This window comes from Sphingopyxis bauzanensis (assembly GCF_002205675.1).
GTDB classification, from domain to species: domain Bacteria; phylum Pseudomonadota; class Alphaproteobacteria; order Sphingomonadales; family Sphingomonadaceae; genus Sphingopyxis; species Sphingopyxis bauzanensis.
Window position 1 is genome coordinate 218616 of record NZ_NISK01000001.1, and the last position, 14280, is coordinate 232895.

The window sequence follows — 14280 nt, forward strand, 5'->3', positions numbered from 1 at the left end:
GAACCGGACCAATATGCATCTCAAGATCGCGCTTGTCGCATCGAACGCGCCCGCCGCCATGGAGGCGGAGGCCGAGTTGCGCCCGCTTTATGACTTCGTCGATCTGAGCGAAGCTGATCTCTTGATCGCGCTCGGCGGCGACGGTTTCCTGCTCCACATGCTGCACCAGCTACTCGACCAGCGGCGCAGCATGCCGGTGTTCGGGATGAACCGCGGCACCATCGGCTTTCTGATGAACGAATTTCGCGTCGAGGGGCTGGTCGACCGGCTCGCGGCGGCGCGGCCCTTTTTGATCCATCCCTTGCGCGGCGATATCACGACGATCAGCGGCGAGCGCCATATCCTGCCCGCGATCAACGAAATTTCGCTGCTCCGCGAAACGCGTCAGGCGGCAAAGCTCGAAGTGCTGATCAACGAAAAGACGATGCTGGAGGAGCTTGCGTGCGACGGCGTGCTGGTCGCGACCCCCGCGGGCTCGACAGCGTATAACCTCAGCGCCAACGGCCCGATCCTGCCGCTCGAATCCGAAATGCTAGCGCTGACCCCGATCAGCCCGTTCCGCCCGCGGCGCTGGCGCGGCGCGCTGGTCCCCGAATCGACGAGCATCCGCTTCAACGTCCGCGAGGCGGCAAAGCGCCCGGTCAGCGCGGTCGCCGACCAGCGCGAAATCCGCGATGTGAAGACCGTGCTGGTCACCACCGACCGCAGCCGCCCGCTGACTTTGCTGTTCGATCCCGACCAGGGGCTCGACGAACGCATCGCAATGGAACAATTTATCGTCTGAGCGGAGCCTATCGCGCCAAAACCCTCTTGATAAAGTTGGCGGCCCACGGCAAAGGGGCCGCCTTGCCCGCGTCAGCGGGATGTTCCTCGGTAGCTCAGCGGTAGAGCAATCGACTGTTAATCGATCGGTCGTAGGTTCGAATCCTACCCGGGGAGCCATTTCTTTTGATGCGCGAAAGGCTACGCCAAAGCACCCTAGCTTTGCGCGGTTTTCGCCAGACTTGGCGCCCCTGCTCCGGGGCAACGATAAAAAGAGCGAAAACTCTAGTCGCAGAGCAAGATATCGTAGATCGCCCCGACACTGCCACGAGAAAATCGCCTTCTCGTAGGATGGCGTAGAAATACAAGCTACAGCGTTTCCAAGCGCACTTATGGGTACAGCTGCGTAGCCCTGCGCGCTTTCCCATTGCGCCGGCCTACCCTTGTGAACCATCAAAGCCCATGAACGACAATCTGTTTCTGGCCGCTTGCGGTCGGACAGCATTGGGAAGCCCATCAAGAGAAGCGGACTGGCCATTCGACGAGAGCGGTTTTGCATCGCGCATGTCTGGCGCTTGGGGTCGTGTCCCATATGGTGGTGTAGGTTCACCGGCGTAGCCTTAGCGATCTCCGGCGAAGCCGGGTTGATCATGCTGCCATGGCGGGCAACGTGATGATGGCATTATCGCTTAATCCCGAGACGCTCTCAAGGGTCATGTAGCGGCAACGCTGGACCGCCCATTCATCGTTCTGTTCCAGCAGGATGGCGCCGACGAGGCGCGTAATCGCTTCTTCATTGGGGAAGATGCCGACGACGTCGGTGCGCCGCTTGATTTCGCCATTGAGTCGCTCGATCGGATTATTTGAGTGCAACTTGGTGCGATGCTGCGCGGGGAAGGTCATGTAGGCCAGGACGTCCTCTTCGGCATTGTCCATCAGCGTAGCGAGCTTTGGAACGGTGGGCCGCAGCTGGTCAGCAACGCTACGCCACTGCGCCTTGGCCGCCTCGGCAGTGTCCTGCGCGAAGGCGGTGGCGATGAACGCCGACACGACCCGGCGGCCACTCTTGCCCGCATGGGCCTGCGCGTTGCGCATGAAGTGGACGCGGCAGCGCTGCCAGGTGGCGCAGAACACCTTGGCGACGGCCGCTTTGATCCCCTCGTGGGAATCGGAGATCACCAGCTTCACGCCGCGCAATCCGCGACGCGCAAGGCTGCGCAGGAACTCGGTCCAGAATACCTCAGCCTCGGAATGACCGATCGCCATGCCGAGCACTTCGCGCCGACCGTCACTGTTGACCCCGACGGCGATGATGACGGCGACCGAGACAATGCGGCCCGCGCGGCGGACTTTTATGTAGGTCGCGTCCATCCAGATATAGGGCCAGTCGCCTTCGATCGGACGCTCGAGGAAGGCCGTCACCCGCTCGTCGATCTCCTCGCACAGCCGGCTGACCTGGCTCTTGGAGATGCCGCTCATCCCCATGGCCTTGACCAGATCGTCGACCGAACGGGTCGAGATGCCCTGGATATAGGCTTCCTGGATGACCGCGGTTAGCGCCTTCTCCGCCACTCGGCGCGGCTCGAGAAAGCAGGGAAAGTAACTGCCTTTGCGCAGCTTGGGGATCTTCAGCTCGACCGTGCCCGCGCGGGTCTCCCAGTCCCTGTCGCGATACCCGTTGCGCTGCGCGAGCCGCTCGCTATCCTTCTCGCCATAGGCCGCACCCGTCAGGCCGCCCACTTCCAGTTCCATCAGGCGCTGCGCGGCAAAGCTGATCATGTCGCGCAGAAAATCGCCATCGGCGCTCTTCCCAACCAGCGCATTCAAGTCCATCTGATCATTGGTCATCGGTGTTCTCCGTAAGTTGAGTGTTTGCAACCCAAGCTTACCGAAGTTCGCCGATGACCACCCGCGAAACTGACCGGACACTACAGCGCTTTATCGATTAGCGCGTGTCCGGTCAGCTTCGCTACCGGCAGAAGCTACACCACGTACCGGGACACGACCGCGCTTGGCCGAGAAAAGCGACACAAGGACTGACGCGGCGTTTTTCACTGAGGAGAAGTCGGATGCGCGTCATCGCCTGCCTCGCGATAGCACTGGTTTCATCGGACACGCACGCTCGCGACGCAGCCCCACCGATTATCGACATGCATATGCACGCGTGGTCCCTCGACGAATTCGGCGGGCAGAGCGTCCCCGGCTGCATTGGAGCGGAGGGGGTCGAAATGCTCGGCATCGACCCCGCAGAGCCTTTCGATTTCACGGCGCAAGTCGATTGCAGGCGAATCGTTCAGTCTCCCGCGACTGACGAGGAGGTTTTGGCTGAGACGTTGGCCGCGATGAAACGTCTCAACATTGTCGCCGGAGTCATCGCCGGCGAGGGGCCCGTGGTTGCGGCGTGGCGAAAAGCGGCGCCAGATCGGTTCATCCCGGCGGCGAATTTTTTCACTGGCCCCGAAGCGCCTCCGTCCGCCCATGTCTCCACTCTCGCGGCGCAGGTCGAGCGCGGCGAGACCAAAGTGTTCGCCGAAATCACAGCGCAATATCGCGGCATGGCGCCCGATGATCCGGCGCTGGAGCCTTTTTACGCGATGGCGGAGCGGCTCGACATTCCCGTGGGCATTCATATGGGATACGGGGCACCGGGCGGACCTTACTGGGTCTACCCGCGCTATCGTGCGGCGCTCGGCAACCCATTGCTGCTCGAAACCCTACTTGTCCGACATCCGAAACTTCGCGTCTATGTGATGCACGCTGGCATGCCGATGACCGACGAGATGATCGCGCTGTTATATAGCCATCCACAAGTCTTTGTGGACATCAGCGCCGACAATTGGGGCGTTCCGCGCGCCGAGTTTCATCATCACCTGAAACGTCTGGTTGATGCGGGCTATGGCAGGCGTATCATGTTCGGTAGCGACCAGATGGTTTGGCCGCAGTCGATCGAAGTGGCCGTGGAAAGCATCATTGCCGCGCCGTTTCTGTCTGAAGAGCAGAAGCGCGACATCCTATATAACAATGCGGCCCGCTTCCTCCGACTGAGCAAGGCGGAAATTGATCGCCACCACAAGCGCAAGACTGAATAGCAAGTAGCTCGGGCTACGCGATTCTGGTCGAATTCAGACCGGCAGGTTTCAGGCACAAAATCTGGGATGGCCGCCGTTCCAAGGGACACCCATTGCTTGCCTACTCTCTCTGCCGAAGGCTCGCAGTAAGGCTTGTGCAGCGAGTTTCAGCGGCTCGTCGCGCTCATCTCAATGCTTGAAGCAATGCTCGCGGTGCCATCGGACGAATTGGGGATGAGGTCGATCAGCCTCTCGCTGTGGCACCAATATCCGGCCGCTGCCATTGATGACTGATCGGATGCTTTCGGGATCATTGGCCTGCCGCGAGACAATGATCTGCATGTCATCATCTAGCCCGATCAAACCGCGGTCGAACATCCAATGCGCCGTCCCAGAAAGCGCCAAGCCATTGCTGACGATGTCGGGGCCGTTCGCCTCGACGGGGCGGATGTGAGCGGCCTCCACCTCGGCCCGTCCGCCGCCATTAATGAGCTTTAGCCCGGTGACCGCACAGCGCTCATCATAGACGCGCAAAACAACGCGCCGAAACACGCGATCGCGTACAACGCGCGATATGATTGAGGTGACCCGCTCCCGCGCTTCATCGAAAACAACGGGAACTCGCTGGTCGCAAAGAACGGGCTCGGCGAGCCAGCAATCCGTTCGCGGCAGAAGCGGATGTTCGTCTGCCAAACCAGCGGCGATGATTCGACTGAAGTCGCTCGGCGACAGCGCCCGAACGGCAGCCTGAGCACGCCCAGATATGCGCCCCACCTCAAAATATCTCGGTCGAGACGATCGCGGGGGTTACCCAGCATGATGTCGTGGGCCGTGGCGGCCTGGCGGGTGCAGGGCTGGTGTCGAATGCGAACATCGTCCCCGCGACGCTGACGCTGAAATATCATTTCGGCAAAGACGGCGGCGTGCGGCCTTATGTCGGAGCCGGTCCCAGCTATTTCATCTTCATCGACGAAAAGCCCGGTGCAACGGCGGTCGCACTCGGCGCGACCCGGCAAAAGATGGGCGACTCGCTGGGCATGGCATTTCAGGCCGGGGTCGATGTTCCGGTGAATGCCAAGGGACTGGCGGTGACATTCGATGCCAAACGCTATGTCATGCGCTCGACCGCGCGCTGGTTCGCCGGCCCGACCGAAGTGTTGCGGACGCGGCACAAGCTCGATCCCTGGGTCGTCAGCGCCGGGCTCGCTTTCCGCTTCTGACGTTGCAGGTCAGCCCGCCATCGCCTCCATCGCCGCGCGGTCGTTGATCACGATCTCGCGGCGGGACGGCAGCTCGAGCACCCCTTCGCCGCGCATTTTGGTGAGCTGGCGGCTGGTTGTTTCGATCGTCAGCCCCAGGATATCGGCAATCTGCTGACGCCCGAAGGGCAGCTCAAAACCGCCCTTGGGCATCGTCGCGTCGCATCCCTGCCCCGCCAAACGTTCAGACATTTCGAGCAGGAACGACGCGACTTTCTCCGACGCCGACTTGCGCCCAAGCAGCATCATCCAGTGGCGGGCGCGGTCGAGCTCATCGAGCGTGCGGCGCAGCAGCTTCTGCTGAAGGTCGGGATGCGAGCTGGCGAATTCGTCGAAATTGTTGCGGTTGAAAATGCAAACTTCGGCATCGGTCATCGCGGTGACCGTGTACGGGCTCTCCTTGCCGAAAGGCCTTCCGATAAAGTCGGAGGGGAACACGACCCCGACAATCTGTTCGCGGCCATCGGCGGTCGAGACCACCAGCTTCAATACCCCAGTCAGGACGTTCGCGACGACCGGCGCGCCATCGCCTTCCCACAGCAAGGTCTGTCCCTGCCGGACCTTCTGCTTGCGCCCCATCTTGCCGAGCGCCAATATTTCCGTCGCGTCGAGGCTGGCGCAAATCGCGCGGTTGCGGACGACGCAGGTGGAACAATCGGTCATGCCGCCGCCGTACAGCAGCCCGCAGACTTTGGGAAGCGAAGCGGTCTGCGGTAGATCAGTGCATGAGCAGCAACGGGGCCGGCGCCGATTCCAGCAAATAGCGCGTCACGCCGCCGAAAAAGGTTTCGCGCAGGCGGGTATGGCCAAAAGCGCCCATCACGATCAGGCCAGCGCCGATATCGCGCGCCGTCCGCTCGAGCGCTTCTTCGATCGTTTCGACACTGCGCTCGACATGGCGCAGCTCGGCGTGGATCGTGTGGCGCGAGAGGTAGCGCAGCGCGTCGTCGGCAGCGACCTGCCCCTCATCCTGGCCTACCGAGACCATGATAACCTGCTGCGCATCGCGCATCAGCGGCACCGCGGCGCGCAGGGCGTGCGCCGCTTGGAGACTGCCGTTCCACGCGATCATCACCGGCGCGTCGAGATCGATCGGGCCGCACGGTTCCGGAATGGCGAGCACCGGCACGGGAACCGCCATCGCCAGGTCGCCCGCCATCATTGGCGGGGTAAAGCTGCGGCGCCGATCCGCGGTGCCGAGCGAGACGATGACCAGGTCAGCCAGCGTCGCGGCAAGCGTCAACGTCGCGAGCACATCGCCATCGGCCAGCGTCACATTCCAAGGCACATCTTCGCGCTCGAGATCGGCCCGCAGCCGCCGGTCGAGCGCCGCGTCAGCCGCCTGCGCTTTCGCCAACTGCTCGCTCGCCAGATACATGCCGCCGAAGGGGTCGGTGGCAATGAACTGCTGAAACGGCGAGCTGATCACGAGATCCAGATGCGAACGATGCCGTCGCCCGATCGCCAAACCGCTTTCCAATCGCGCGGGCATTCCGGGACCATCGTCGGCGTGAATCAAGATATTGCGCACGTCAAATCTCCTGCTGGTACAGGCATATGACGCCGCAATGCACACCGCGTCATTGATCGCGGTCAAAGTCGCCACCGTAGTTGTCGTTGGAGCATGACTGGATAATTTCCAGCAAAATCGAGCGACGCCACGCTTATCCCGCTTTGCATACTTCCTGGCGGCTGGAACTGCGAGCCAAGCCCCTGCCACCCGCTATTGCCCATCGAACGATCGCTTTCCAGCGAATGACGAATATGGCTGGAACGTGCGAAATCTGGCACGCAGCGGACGGGACGTCGCCCGCCGCGCACTGGCGTCGGTCACACTTCGCCTGCACCACCCAGGGCGAGCCACAGCAGCAGGCGCGCGCGCTGCGCTTCGCCCCGCGCGATAGCGGCGCGTTCTTCGGCGCCATCGGCCTGGCGGCGCGCTTCCAGTTGCTCCGAGAGATCGGCGAGGCCAGCGCGCACGCGTGTAGCAGTCAGCGTTTCGACGCGCGTAAACCGCACCGCTTCGTCTGCTGCCGCCGCAGCGCGCGCATCGGTCGCCGCAATCAGCCGGTATCCGGATTCCGCATCGCCAAGCGCGTCGAAAACGGCGGCGCGATAGAGCTGAAACGCCAGGCGCTTGTCGGCAGCTGCGCCGTCGATCTCCGCCGATATGCGGCCAAAATCCAGCAGCGGCCCGGCAATCGCTGCCGCCAGCGACCCGATCAGCGAGTCATCGTCGAACAGCTGGCCCGGACTGAACGCCAGCAGGCCAAGGCTGGCCGAAAGCGTAATCCTTGGGAAGCGACGCGCGGCCGCTGCCGCAAGGTCGCTGTCAGCCGCAGCAAGACGCGCTGCCGCTGCCGTAACGTCCGGGCGACGCGCCAGCAGATCGGACGGCAGCGTGGCGGGCACCAATGGCAAGGCCGTTGTCCCACCCGGCGCCGCGAGCTGCGTTTCGACCCAGCCGGCATCGCGCGCGGTCAGCGTGACCAGACGGCCGATGAGATTGGCGCGCTCGCCGCCCAGCATCGCCAAGCGGCTGCGCGATGCGGCAGCTATCGCTTCGGCGCGCGCCGTGTCGACGCCGGGCGCAAGGCCGGCGTTTGCGCGTGATGCCGTCAGCGCTACCAGACGGTTAGCCGCATCAAGGTCGCGTGAAAGCGCCGCATCGCGCACCTCCAGGCTACGCCAGTCGACAACCAGCGACGCGAGGTCGGCGATCAGCGCGATCCGCACCGCTTCGGCGTCGGCAGTCGCTGCATCGAGCCGCGCCGACGCCGCGCGCTGTTCCGACTTCAGTCGCCCGAACAGGTCAGCATCCCAGCGCGCGCCGAGCGAGGCGCCATAGGATGTCTGGTCGGGATCGATCGTGATGCCAGTCGGCAGGCTGGCGCCGAGGCTGCCGGGATTGGTGCGGCTGGTTTCGAGCGATGCGGCGAGATCGAATTGCGGCATGCGTTCGGCACCGGCACGGCGGGCACCGGCGCGCGCGCGTTCAATCCGCGCGGCAGCTTCGCCAATCGAAGGGGCGTCATCTAGCGCAGCCGCGCGCAGCGAGACGAAGGCAGGGTCCTCTTGCGGCAGAAGGGCGGCAAGCGATCCGGCCACAGCGGGGTCGGGCACATATGAGAAGGCGGCGGGCAAGACGGGCGGCGGCGTATCGATCCGCGGCGGGGGGCCGGACGCACAGCCTGCACCGCACAGCGCCAATGCCGTAGTGAGTGCGGCCTTGCGGATCATCGCCTTGCTCCGGTGCGGGGTTTGGCGGGAATGAAGGCATCGACCTGCTGACCTACGCGGAACAGATCGCTGCCGGGCGGCAGAGCATAAATGATTTGCATCACCCGGACATCGACCCGCTCGGCGGCGCTATTCGTCAGCGAGCGTTTTGGCACCACCAGCGGTTCAGCGCGGACGAAACGCGCCGTGACCTGCCGTTCGGCGGCACCGCGCGGTGAGACGATCGCGTTCGCGCCCAGTGCCACGTCGCCGGCCTGGTCTTCGTCAATATCGACCCGGATATGGAGCGGCCGCGTTTCACCCAATCGTATATAGGGTTCGGCGTTGCCGCCCTGCGGCCCGCCCGCCTGCACAAACTCGCCGGGACGGATATTCACTGCCAGGATTTCGCCCGCGATCGGCGCGCGCACCGCAAGGCGCGACAATTCGACCCGCGCCCTCGCTGCAGCAGCCTCGGCCGCTTCGCGGCGCGCTCGTGCCAATGCCGCGCGGCTCGCCGCTGCCGCGGCCTCGCCCTCGGCGCGAACCACCTCGGTCCGGCTAACCGCAGCAGGGTCGTCGATTTGGCGGTAAAGCGCGAGCTGGCGCTGCGCTGTAGTCTGGGCGGTATCGGCCTCCGCAATCGCGGCCTGCGCTTCGCGGATTGCGGCTTCTGCTTCACGCAGCCGCGCTCGCGCCGCACGGTCGTCAACCAGAAACAGCAGATCGCCCTTCGCGACATAGCTTCCAGGCTCGGCGTTCAGGCTCATCACCAGCCCCGACAGGGCTGTACCGATATCGATGATCTCGCTCGAAGGCTCGACGACACCGGCCCCCGCAACCCGGTCGCCATTGGCCAGTGCGCCGGTCGCGCGCGGCGGAATCTGCTGTGGCGGTTCGAGCTGGCGGTCGGGCAGCCCGACAAAGATATAGATGACGGCAAGCACCACGCCCAGAAAGGCGATCACCGGCAAGATCTGGCGCGAAAAGTTCAGATTGGCAAAGCGTCGGGTCATGGCGTCAATGGTCCTTCGGCAGGTCGCGGCCGTCGTGGGTAATGCGACCATCCTCGAGCACAAGAATGCGGTCGGCGAGGTCGAAGATGCGATTGTCGTGGGTGACGATGATGACCGAACGATCGTCGGCGAGCGCGACTTCGCGCAGCAGGTCCATCACGCGTCGCCCCGATCGCGCATCAAGCGCCGCAGTCGGCTCGTCGCAGACAATCAGCCGCGGCTGGTGCACCAGCGCGCGCGCAATCGCAACGCGCTGCTGTTGCCCTCCTGACAGCTGGCTGGGCAGCTTGTCTGCCTGATCGGCGATGTTGAGCGCGGCGAGTAATTCGATGGCGCGAGCGCGTGCCTCGCCGCGGTCTACACCCTGCGCGATCAGCGGCACCGCGGCGTTCGAGGCGGCATCGATCGCCGGGATGAGATTATATTGCTGGAAAATGAAACCGACATTGCGCAGTCGAAAATCGACGAGTTCATTGTCCGAGAGCTTGTAGATGTCGGTGCCGAACAGGCGAACCTCGCCCTCGGTCGGCCACAATATGCCGCACATGATCGAAATGAGCGTGGTTTTACCAGACCCCGATTCCCCGACCAGATAGGTGAGCTCGCCCGCCCGGATATCGAGGTCGATGCCGTGCAGCACACGGATCGTCTGCTGCCCCGCAGTGAAATCGCGAACGACGCCGCGCGTCGCGATGGCGGTCGCGGCATCGACCGGCGCGGCCAGCGCGACGTTACTCACCGGAACACCGCCGCCGGCTCGGTCTTGAGCACGTTGCGCAATGCGATCCATCCGGTCAGCGTCAGGATGAGCGTCACCGCCGCGAGGCTGATCAGCGGCACCTGCCAGGGGATGTAGAAGCCCTTGAAGGTCGGATTGCTCGAAAAACTCCAGATGAATGCGACCGTGCCGAGGACGCCGAGTCCATAGCCGATCGACCCGACCATCGCGGCTTGCGCCGCGACCATCTTGCGGATCTTGGCATTATTCACCCCGATCGCCTTCAGCGCGCCGAACTGTTTGATATTGTCGCGAATGAACAGGCTGAAGGTCAGGCCCACGATGGCGACCCCAACCAGAAATCCCAGCATCACCGTGATCCCGAAGTTGAGCGGGATCCCGGTATTTTCGATGATGAAGTCGATTCCGTCACGGGCAAATTCGTCGCGCGTGCGCGCCCTGAGCCCGGTCTCCTCGGTAATTCGAGTGGCCAGCGCCTTGGCATCGATGTTCGGCGCCGCGCCGACGAGGACAAAGCTCAGCCGGTTGCGCGTGCCGGGTACGAAATTCAGCGCCCGGCTGTAGCGCGTGTACAAGGTGACCTGGCTGGTAAAGCTGGGGATGGCATCGGCCACCCCCATGATGACTGCACGCTGGTCGTTGAGTTCAAGCCGTTCTCCGACCGGATCATAGCCTTCGGGGAAAAAACGCGTGGTACCGACATCGTCGATAACCACCGCGTCGGGCCGTTCGAGCACATTGGTCGAACCCGACGCCATGCGGCGTGGAAGGCCAATCAGCGTCGCGTCGTCGACGCCGATAACCGACACGCCTTCCAGATCGCCTTCCTTGGTCCGCACCGATGCCGCGGCGCGCAAATGCGGCACCGCCCATTCGACGCCGGGAACCGAGCGCACCCGGTCGAGCGCGGTTGAGGGCATCGGCAGGTTGACGTCGGTCGTGCGGCTGACAGGGTCCATCACCCACACATCAGCCGACGGGACGTTATAAACGCCGCTGGCGCCGCGTTCGATCAGGTTGACGAAGATGGTCAGCTGCTGCGTGATCAGCAGGGTCGAAAAAGCGATACCGAACAGCAGACCATAAAATTTGGTCGCATCGCCGGTCAGCATTCGAATCGCAATCCAGACCATGGGGGGAGAGCCCTTTATCCGCGACACTTGCAACCGTTCGCTATTAGGAACATTATTGAACGGTAGTGTTTAAATGAACGGAAGCGTACAGATTGTCAATCGCGCGTAAAAGGAATCCCGGCAGGCCGACCGACCTTGCGAAACGCGAGGCGATTCTGGCGGCGGCGACCAAGGCATTTTTCGAGCATGGCTATGGTGCGGCAGCGATCGAACAGATTGCCGCGGCTGCAGGCGTGTCGAAGGTGACCATCTATAATCATTTTTCAGACAAGCAGAGCCTGTTCGCAGCAGCGATCGAGCGCGAATGCGAACGGATGCGCGGTCATTTTTTTATCGAAGGGCAAAGTGGCGCGGAACTGCGCGACCATTTGCTGCACATCGGCCTTGCCATGGTCGCCTTTTTATCGCGGCCCGAGATGGTCCATTTCGAACGCCGCATCGCCGCCGAAACCGAACGCAATCCCGAAATCGGCCGCGCCTTTCTGGATGCAGGGCCGCGGCGGATGAAGGCGGCGCTGACCGCCTTTCTGACCGCGGTTGCCGACCGCGGCGCGCTTGCCATCGACAATCCCGGCCTTGCCGCTGAACAATTTGCGTCGATGTGCAAAGGTTTCGGCGATGTCGAACTGCGCTTTGGTTCGCCGCCCGCCGCCAGTGCAACGCGGCAAAGGGTAGAGGCCGCGGTCGAAACCTTTCTGAAGGCCTATCGAACATGAACGTGGCCGCATCGAGCGATCAGTCCTGAACGCCAGGCGCTGTGCCCGACAGCTGCTGACGAGGACAATTATGAAGGAAAGGCGGGCGCCTTGCTGACCATGGCGGGCAGCGTCCGGTCCATCTTGTCCGCCAGCCATGCAGCGGCCTTGACCGTTTTTTGCAAGTCGAACCCGGTCGTAACCCGCTGCGTTCAAGCATATAGACGACATTCTCGGTCGGCACATTGCCCGCGGCGCCCGGCGCGAAGGGACAGCCGTCGACCCCGCCGAGCCAGGAAACGACGGTGGACGCCCCCTCTCCTACCGCCGCCCAGACATTGGTAAGACCGGTGCCGTCCGTGTTGTGGAAATGAACACGGACTGGCAGTCCGGCACTAGCCTCGCGTACCCGGCGCGCAAGCGACGCGATGCCCAGCGCGCACTAAGTGCCCGATCCACTCGCCGAGCGGCTGGGCCGCGAGCGCTTTGACGCTTTGATCGCAACGACTTAGGCGGACTGGCGCGATAACATCGAACGTGCGATCGAAGCAGACAGCGACAGGTTAAACGATCCGTCGCGCGTGCTGCCGACGACGACTGCAATCCTGGTCAATCTTCCCTCCCGTCAAATTAATTAGAATGCTAATCTATTTTGGCGCAGGCGCGCAATAGCCAGCCTATGCCTTGATGTCGGATAGCGTCGAAAGTTTGGCCGTCTCATCGGCCAGATTGTCGATGACGCGGCGCAACAGTTTTTGCAGCGCTTCGACCTCTTCATCGCTCATTCCGCGCGTCGCAACCTCGTGGGCCTCGGCATTCATGGGCGCGAGGGTCAGTTCCAGCTTCTTGGCGTACGGGGTCAGGTAGATGAAGGTCTTGCGCCGGTCATCGTCAGTCTTTTTGCGTGTAATGAAACCGGCTTTCTCCAGCCCTTTCAACGCCACCACGGTCGTCGGTTCGCGCATGCCGACACGTTCGCTGAGCTCCCGCTGGGTAATCCCGTCCTCGCGCCACAACTGGCGGAGGAAGCGCCACTGGCCAGCCGACACATCATGCGTCAGTGTCCCGCGCTCGAGTAGCCGCGAAAAGGACCGGAACACGATCCGGGCAAGATAGCCGATGCTGTTTTCCGGATTGGTATAATATTCCGCCGGATGCCTGAAACTGCCTTGCTGTTTCGCCAATGACCTTTCTCCTTTACATGAACCTTAGAACCCTATGGTTCTTCCGGCAATATGTTCGGCGTTCCGCCTCCGAATGCAGGCGCGCCGAAACCGAAGCGATCCAGGCCGCACTGGGACCGCCGTGCGGCTCGACGAGTATCGGCCTTTGCTCGCCTCGATCTGCACAATGTCGAGAATCGCCGATGCTGGTACTCGCGCTGGTCGCGGCGACATTGGTGCTGTCGACTAGCCTGCAGACCCGGCGGCGCCGATCCAGCCTATCCCCTTGCGAAAGCCTCGATATCCGCATTGAGTCGTCCGATATGTGTAGCGAACAGACCGTGTGGGGCGCCTTCATACACGTTTAGGCTCGATCGTTTCGGCAGCTGCGACGCCGGCTGCGCCGTAAGCGCCAGCGGAGCAGAAGCGTCTTTGTCACCGTGAATGAAAAGGGTCGGCAGTGTGACCGCGCTCAGAATGTCACGGAAATCGGCTGCAGTCATCGCTCGGTTGAGGTCGATGATCGCGCGCAGTGACGTCCGAAGCATGATATTCTTGATCCAGCCGCGCATCAGTGGGCTAGTCTCGGGAACAACGAAAGCATCGCTGTTGGCATCGATCCACTGCGGGAAATCGGTGTAGAATTGCCGCCGCATCTGGTCAAACGCCCCCGCCGGTACGCCCGCCGGATTATCGGGTTTCGCAGTCAGACAGGGCAAAGTCGTCGCTAGGAACAGGATGCGCGCCACCCGTTTCGCCGCGGGTTGTTTTGCCAGATAGCTCAAAATCTCGCCGCCACTCATCGAATGTGCCACCACCGTGGCGCCTTTGACATCCAGCGCGGTGAGGATGGCATCGAGATCGCCCGCCAGTGTCGCATAATCATATCCCGCGCCGGGATCGTCGGACCGGCCGTGACCGCGGCGGTCGTAGGCGATGCAGCGCAACCCGCGCTCCGACAGCGCAGCCATTTGATAAGCCCACATTTCCGATGACAGCGCCCAACCCGACAGGAACAGGATCGGCGCGCCCGCGCCCCAAATGCGGACGTACAGGCGCGTCCCGTCGGCCGCGGTGACCCATGCGGGGTTCGCCGCCGCGCGCGGGGCGGCGCGCGCCGGTGTTCCGGCCAGCGCCAGCGCGGCGCCGCCCGCCAGCACTGTGGAAAAAACATCACGTCGTTTCATCGGTGGCGCCCCCAAGGGTCAAGCTCCACCATGTCATCC

General features: G+C 63.0%; 14 protein-coding genes, 1 tRNA gene and 1 pseudogene. 5 read left to right on the forward strand and 11 right to left on the reverse strand.

From position 1 onward, the window contains the following. The first annotated feature begins 13 nt into the window (after positions 1 to 13). Complete coding sequence (locus CDQ92_RS01020) at positions 14 to 784, forward strand: NAD kinase (RefSeq protein WP_088439287.1); 771 nt, start codon at positions 14 to 16, stop codon at positions 782 to 784. 83 nt (positions 785 to 867) lie between these two features. After that, positions 868 to 942 (forward strand) — tRNA-Asn (locus tag CDQ92_RS01025). Between the two features lie 468 nt (positions 943 to 1410). Here the strand turns inward: CDQ92_RS01025 and CDQ92_RS01030 are convergent. Further along, positions 1411 to 2610, reverse strand: coding sequence for an IS256 family transposase (locus CDQ92_RS01030; protein WP_088439289.1), 1200 nt, complete (start codon positions 2608 to 2610; stop codon positions 1411 to 1413). 221 nt (positions 2611 to 2831) lie between these two features. Here CDQ92_RS01030 and CDQ92_RS01035 point away from each other — a divergent pair, with 221 nt between their 5' ends. Continuing rightward, entirely contained in the window at positions 2832 to 3851 is a 1020-nt protein-coding gene (locus CDQ92_RS01035; RefSeq protein ID WP_088439291.1) for an amidohydrolase family protein, read from the forward strand. A gap of 168 nt (positions 3852 to 4019) precedes the next feature. Here CDQ92_RS01035 and CDQ92_RS01040 read toward each other — a convergent pair whose 3' ends face one another. Beyond that, on the reverse strand, positions 4020 to 4523 hold the full coding sequence (locus CDQ92_RS01040) for an HNH endonuclease (protein ID WP_229667566.1): 504 nt from the start codon (positions 4521 to 4523) through the stop codon (positions 4020 to 4022). A 131-nt stretch (positions 4524 to 4654) separates the two neighbouring features. Here CDQ92_RS01040 and CDQ92_RS01045 point away from each other — a divergent pair, with 131 nt between their 5' ends. Next, entirely contained in the window at positions 4655 to 5050 is a 396-nt protein-coding gene (locus tag CDQ92_RS01045; protein ID WP_229667565.1) for an OmpW/AlkL family protein, read from the forward strand. A 9-nt stretch (positions 5051 to 5059) separates the two neighbouring features. Here the strand turns inward: CDQ92_RS01045 and CDQ92_RS01050 are convergent, their stop codons facing one another. From CDQ92_RS01050 to CDQ92_RS01075, 6 genes are all read right to left on the reverse strand, one after another. Then, positions 5060 to 5752 carry a Crp/Fnr family transcriptional regulator gene (locus CDQ92_RS01050; RefSeq protein WP_088439295.1) on the reverse strand — a complete coding sequence of 231 codons (693 nt, stop codon included), beginning with the start codon at positions 5750 to 5752 and terminating at the stop codon, positions 5060 to 5062. Positions 5753 to 5807: 55 nt separating this feature from the next. Beyond that, positions 5808 to 6620 (reverse strand): universal stress protein, encoded by an 813-nt coding sequence (locus CDQ92_RS01055; RefSeq protein WP_088440496.1) that lies wholly within the window; start codon positions 6618 to 6620, stop codon positions 5808 to 5810. A 299-nt stretch (positions 6621 to 6919) separates the two neighbouring features. Beyond that, a complete protein-coding gene (locus CDQ92_RS01060; RefSeq protein WP_088439297.1) occupies positions 6920 to 8329 on the reverse strand; it encodes an efflux transporter outer membrane subunit in 1410 nt (469 codons plus the stop codon). Further along, positions 8326 to 9324 carry an efflux RND transporter periplasmic adaptor subunit gene (locus tag CDQ92_RS01065; RefSeq protein ID WP_088439299.1) on the reverse strand — a complete coding sequence of 333 codons (999 nt, stop codon included), beginning with the start codon at positions 9322 to 9324 and terminating at the stop codon, positions 8326 to 8328. The genes CDQ92_RS01060 and CDQ92_RS01065 overlap by 4 nt, the downstream gene beginning before the upstream one ends. Positions 9325 to 9328: 4 nt before the next feature. Continuing rightward, a complete protein-coding gene (locus CDQ92_RS01070) occupies positions 9329 to 10063 on the reverse strand; it encodes an ABC transporter ATP-binding protein (RefSeq protein ID WP_229667564.1) in 735 nt (244 codons plus the stop codon). Then, complete coding sequence (locus tag CDQ92_RS01075) at positions 10060 to 11175, reverse strand: ABC transporter permease (protein WP_229667563.1); 1116 nt, start codon at positions 11173 to 11175, stop codon at positions 10060 to 10062. The genes CDQ92_RS01070 and CDQ92_RS01075 overlap by 4 nt, the downstream gene beginning before the upstream one ends. Before the next feature lie 113 nt (positions 11176 to 11288). Here CDQ92_RS01075 and CDQ92_RS01080 point away from each other — a divergent pair, with 113 nt between their 5' ends. Continuing rightward, complete coding sequence (locus tag CDQ92_RS01080) at positions 11289 to 11912, forward strand: TetR/AcrR family transcriptional regulator (RefSeq protein WP_229667562.1); 624 nt, start codon at positions 11289 to 11291, stop codon at positions 11910 to 11912. A gap of 229 nt (positions 11913 to 12141) precedes the next feature. On the opposite strand, the pseudogene CDQ92_RS21505 reads toward CDQ92_RS01080, so the two are convergent. The 3 genes and pseudogenes from CDQ92_RS21505 to CDQ92_RS01095 form a co-directional block, all read right to left on the reverse strand. Then, a pseudogene (locus CDQ92_RS21505) lies at positions 12142 to 12327 on the reverse strand (hydroxymethylglutaryl-CoA lyase); the annotation flags it as partial. Positions 12328 to 12568: 241 nt separating this feature from the next. Continuing rightward, positions 12569 to 13075, reverse strand: a complete 507-nt coding sequence (locus CDQ92_RS01090; protein ID WP_088439305.1) for a MarR family winged helix-turn-helix transcriptional regulator — start codon at positions 13073 to 13075, stop codon at positions 12569 to 12571. 257 nt (positions 13076 to 13332) lie between these two features. After that, on the reverse strand, positions 13333 to 14241 hold the full coding sequence (locus CDQ92_RS01095; protein ID WP_088439307.1) for an alpha/beta fold hydrolase: 909 nt from the start codon (positions 14239 to 14241) through the stop codon (positions 13333 to 13335). Positions 14242 to 14280 lie beyond the last annotated feature (39 nt).

Bases quoted from the DNA above. Each gene is read 5' to 3' on its own strand.
- CDQ92_RS01065 (WP_088439299.1), bottom strand. From the start codon at position 9,324: ATGACCCGACGCTTTGCCAATCTGAACTTTTCGCGCCAGATCTTGCCG.
- CDQ92_RS01020 (WP_088439287.1), top strand. From the start codon at position 14: ATGCATCTCAAGATCGCGCTTGTCGCATCGAACGCGCCCGCCGCCATG.
- CDQ92_RS01030 (WP_088439289.1), bottom strand. From the start codon at position 2,610: ATGACCAATGATCAGATGGACTTGAATGCGCTGGTTGGGAAGAGCGCC.
- CDQ92_RS01035 (WP_088439291.1), top strand. From the start codon at position 2,832: ATGCGCGTCATCGCCTGCCTCGCGATAGCACTGGTTTCATCGGACACG.
- CDQ92_RS01060 (WP_088439297.1), bottom strand. From the start codon at position 8,329: ATGATCCGCAAGGCCGCACTCACTACGGCATTGGCGCTGTGCGGTGCA.
- CDQ92_RS01095 (WP_088439307.1), bottom strand. From the start codon at position 14,241: ATGAAACGACGTGATGTTTTTTCCACAGTGCTGGCGGGCGGCGCCGCG.
- CDQ92_RS01075 (WP_229667563.1), bottom strand. From the start codon at position 11,175: ATGCTGACCGGCGATGCGACCAAATTTTATGGTCTGCTGTTCGGTATC.
- CDQ92_RS01050 (WP_088439295.1), bottom strand. From the start codon at position 5,752: ATGACCGATTGTTCCACCTGCGTCGTCCGCAACCGCGCGATTTGCGCC.